Annotated in this window: 5 protein-coding genes; 3 read left to right on the top strand and 2 right to left on the bottom strand. The window is 40.3% G+C overall.

Features of this window, described 5'->3' with window-relative positions:
• Positions 1 to 604 precede the first annotated feature (604 nt).
• Positions 605 to 799 carry a cold-shock protein gene (locus tag K1F36_RS19790; protein ID WP_220115327.1) on the bottom strand — a complete coding sequence of 65 codons (195 nt, stop codon included), beginning with the start codon at positions 797 to 799 and terminating at the stop codon, positions 605 to 607.
• 72 nt (positions 800 to 871) lie between these two features.
• Complete coding sequence (locus K1F36_RS19785) at positions 872 to 1,033, bottom strand: hypothetical protein (protein ID WP_220115326.1); 162 nt, start codon at positions 1,031 to 1,033, stop codon at positions 872 to 874.
• Between the two features lie 97 nt (positions 1,034 to 1,130).
• Here K1F36_RS19785 and K1F36_RS19780 point away from each other — a divergent pair, with 97 nt between their 5' ends.
• The 3 genes from K1F36_RS19780 to K1F36_RS19770 all read left to right on the top strand — a co-directional run bounded on the left by K1F36_RS19780 (position 1,131) and on the right by K1F36_RS19770 (position 3,798).
• Positions 1,131 to 1,436, top strand: coding sequence for a helix-turn-helix domain-containing protein (locus K1F36_RS19780; RefSeq protein WP_220115325.1), 306 nt, complete (start codon positions 1,131 to 1,133; stop codon positions 1,434 to 1,436).
• Positions 1,433 to 2,671: a type II toxin-antitoxin system HipA family toxin gene (locus K1F36_RS19775; RefSeq protein WP_220115324.1), complete on the top strand. Its 1,239-nt coding sequence runs from the start codon at positions 1,433 to 1,435 to the stop codon at positions 2,669 to 2,671. The genes K1F36_RS19780 and K1F36_RS19775 overlap by 4 nt, the downstream gene beginning before the upstream one ends.
• 602 nt (positions 2,672 to 3,273) lie before the next feature.
• Positions 3,274 to 3,798: a cupin domain-containing protein gene (locus K1F36_RS19770; protein ID WP_220115323.1), complete on the top strand. Its 525-nt coding sequence runs from the start codon at positions 3,274 to 3,276 to the stop codon at positions 3,796 to 3,798.
• The last annotated feature ends 147 nt before the right edge of the window (positions 3,799 to 3,945 follow it).

Below are 3,945 nucleotides of genomic sequence, written 5' to 3'. Positions count from 1 at the left end.
GCATTCATTTTTCACTTATTAACAGTGTTCACGAAAACGTGAACAAAATATATATATGAACAAATATAAGTTATTTATTCGATTAAAAACAAATTGGGTCGAATGGCCAATATATATCACTATTGACGATAAATTAAACCACCTAATATCTGTCTTTAAACTTTTGTGATGCAAAGAGTTGATGGTGATTTGCCCTGCTCACTTTCATCCGCTATAGATGGTTCAGTTTGCCCTGCTCATCCATGCCAGAGAAAAGGCTTTTTATTTGGAATAAACTTGGCGATTAATTCCTGTTGACCCTTATTGGATGGGCCGGATACCGAGAACCGCTAAAAAGGGCTAATCTGAGTCACTTTAAATTTTAATGTAGTTGACATAAATTCAGTCGCTTATAATGGTTTTGCCATGCTCACTATATTCCGGCGTGGCCTTTATACTATGCCCGGCGTTTCCAGTTAAATAGCTATCTATAAGTGATATTAGGGAGTCTTAGCTCCTTCTTGATTTTAAGACTTCATGACAGAAAAAAAAAGACCATTTGCACAAACAGTCTTTTTTCGTTCAAAAAAAATTCACCTCTCCAAAAGAAGTGGAATAATCAAGGTCAATCGATTACTTCAACGTTGACTGCATTTAGTCCTTTCTGACCCTGCTTCGTTTCATAGCGCACTTCGTCATTTTCCCTTACTTCATCGATCAACCCCGATGCGTGCACAAAAATATCCTCGTTGGAATTTGTAGAGGTGATAAACCCATACCCTTTGTCGTTGTTGAAAAACTTTACTGTTCCTTCTTGGATGAGACGGATAATGGGAACCACTAAAAACGGCACATATGAACCACCCAATATTTCATGGTAGTAGTTTGTAGGTCAATATCTTGTCGGTTGTTGTACGGTGCTCAATTTTTTCCGGCGAAGGAGGTATACTATGCCCGTTTTTTCCACTTGTGCTCCATAATCCAACATTTCATTGGTCCATGTGGCATTTGAATCTTGGATAACATTTTCCAGATTATAAACCTCCTGTGCCAAACGAAGAGCTTCCCAACCTTGGTGTCGAGTGCCTTATTTTATTTTTAATTAACACTATAATGGTAATTATTGGCTATATTTGCAATTAACTAATATTATGGAATCACTTATTACTAAAAACAAAGCCCAAAAGAGAATTTCTCGGAACATGAGGGATCTGCGTCTTGGGAGGGGGCTGACCCAAAAGGGCCTGGCCGAGCGTTCAGGGGTAAGTTTATCCTCTTTGCGCAAGTTTGAACAAAAGGGAATTATTTCCCTGGAATCTTTTTTAAAGTTGGCCCTGACGCTGGGATGCATGGATAAGCTTATAACAGCTACCGAACCTATGGAAAACAATTTTTCATCCATCGATGATGTATTGGCCAAAGATGATAAAAAGCCCAAAAGGGGTAAACACGGATGAGTACGTATATTTCTGTAAATGAATTAAGGGTCGGGATAGATTTTGGAAACGGTACTGTCCCAGTGGGCCGTCTGGCCATCCGGGATTATAAAACATATTTTGAATATGACACTGATTTCATAAAAAAAGGATTGGAAATATCCCCGGTCAAACTCCCCCTTGGTCCGGGACTTCAGGTGTTCGATTATCAACCCTTTGAGGGGTTGCCCGGTGTCTTTAATGACAGTCTGCCTGATGGATGGGGACGGCTACTGTTCGATCGGTACATTAGAAGTCAAAATCTGCTGCCAGATGATTTTTCATCTTTGGACCGGTTGGCCCATGTTGGTACAACAGGGCTTGGGGCTTTGGTGTATGAGCCTGATTATAGTGAGATAAACGTTGAAAAGGATGAGATAGATCTGGATATACTTTCCCGGCACACACAGGAGATTTTGGAGGGAACGGCCGATGAGGTGCTGAAGGAGCTGATCGATCTGAATGGTTCATCCGCGGGAGCCCGCCCAAAGGCCCTTATTGGTTTGGATAGGACGAAAACCCATATTATCTCGGGAAAACATGACCTTGGTCCGAACCATGAGCATTGGCTGGTCAAATTTGCCAATGGTAGCGATGGTATCGATGCCGGTGCAATCGAGTATGTATATGCCCTTATGGCCAAGGATGCTGGTGTGGAGATGATGCCCGTACATCTATTTGAAGCGGCAAAGGGTTCCGGTTATTTTGCTACCCAACGCTTCGACAGGAAAGGAGACAAAAGATTTCATATGCATACCGCCAGTGGTCTGCTGCATTCGAACTTTAGAATACCGTCCTTGGACTATGAGGATTTGATCGCCCTTACCGGGGTGCTTACCAAGGATGTGCGAGAAGTAGAGAAAATGTTCCGTCTTGCCGTATTCAATGTGCTCTCCCATAACCGGGATGACCATGGTAAAAACTTTTCCTTTCTTATGGGAGAAAAAGGGGAGTGGAAATTATCCCCCGCCTATGACCTGACCTTTTCATCAGGTCCAAGGGGACAACAGAGTACCATGGTCATGGGAGAAGGACAATCGCCATCAATTGGACATTTATTGAAATTAGGGGAGGAAGCCAATCTAAAACAATCCAAGGTCAATGAAATTGTAGAGCAAACCAAGTACGCCCTAAGTCATTGGGAGGTTTTGGCACAGGAATACGGTGTGACAAAAACGAATATCAAGTTTATTAGATCCAGAATAGTAACTGTTTAATAGAAACAAACGGGGCATTGTAATTTACTGATAAGTAGGTGATGATTGATTCTTCCTTTATTTTAGGACTATCTCATAAAGTGTGTAAATAGAAAAATAGCGGCGGTACGCCCCCCGCTATTTTTTTGTCTAATTTTAAATATTTGCACATTATGAAGTGGATGAGACGGATAATGGAACCACTCAAAACGATTCATATGAACCACCCAATATTTCATTGTAGTAGTTTGTAGGTCAGTATCTTGTCGGTTGTTGTGCGGTACTCAATTTTTTCCGACGAAGGTGGTATACTATGCCCGTTTTTTTCAAGGGATTCTCGTATTCGTCCCAACTTTACTAATGGCCATTTGGGACTCAGGTATGTTAATATGGTCTCTTCCATCCTGAAAATTCATAGCTATGAATTCTCCTGTAAAACCAAAGATATCCAGATAATATGCGTAACTTCATAAGGAACTCTCCTGCCCGATTTTGATATCCACGTTCCGTTTACGGAAGAGTATAATAAAGTGGTTTTCTGATTTTCGTCCAGTAAAAAAATATAGAAGACCATGATGGTTTTCAGGCTATAATTGTTCCTTTTGATTTTAACATTCCATACCATGGTCGATACACAATTTTCAAAGATGATTTCCAACGACATAGCAGAAAAAATGACCTATGTCCCCAACGCCATATCCACAATCTCTGTGCTAAAGAAAAAAACAGGAGAGATCAAGGCAATGTCTTTTGATATAGGAATGGAACTGGAGGGTAAGGGGTCTACAAAGTCTATATTTTTTGAGATCATAGAAGGTAAGGCCAAAATAACCATGGACAACGAAACGACCCTCTTGAAATTGGGGGACACCGTTGTTATCCCAAGATTTACGGATTATTTGATTGTTGCAACAAATAAGTTCAAAATGATGTTCATAGACTTAAATTTAACCCTGAAATGTTTACGACTGAATAAAAAGTCCACTGTAAACAAACTGTATAAGGCAGGGCAAACGGTCTATTCCAGTAAGAACCCAAAAAAGGCTTTAATTGTCCGGGCATTTCTCAATAAAATATACTATTGCTATGTTAAGGATTCTCCGGACGATAAAGAAGAGGTGTATTTTGAAAGAGAATTGTCCCTTTAACTTTCTAGTACCATATTAGGGGGCATTACTGGACACCGCAAATGAAAAATCCCTATTTCTAGGGATTCCACATCTATAAATCAAATCGATGGAACTTATTCGATACTATCAAATTCGTCAACCATTAAGAAGTCTCTGTCCGCGATA

It is taken from the genome of Flagellimonas abyssi (genome assembly GCF_019457905.1).
Lineage (GTDB): Bacteria > Bacteroidota > Bacteroidia > Flavobacteriales > Flavobacteriaceae > Flagellimonas > Flagellimonas abyssi.
Note: the sequence above shows the minus strand (reverse complement) of the source record. Positions and strands in the feature narration are given on the sequence as shown.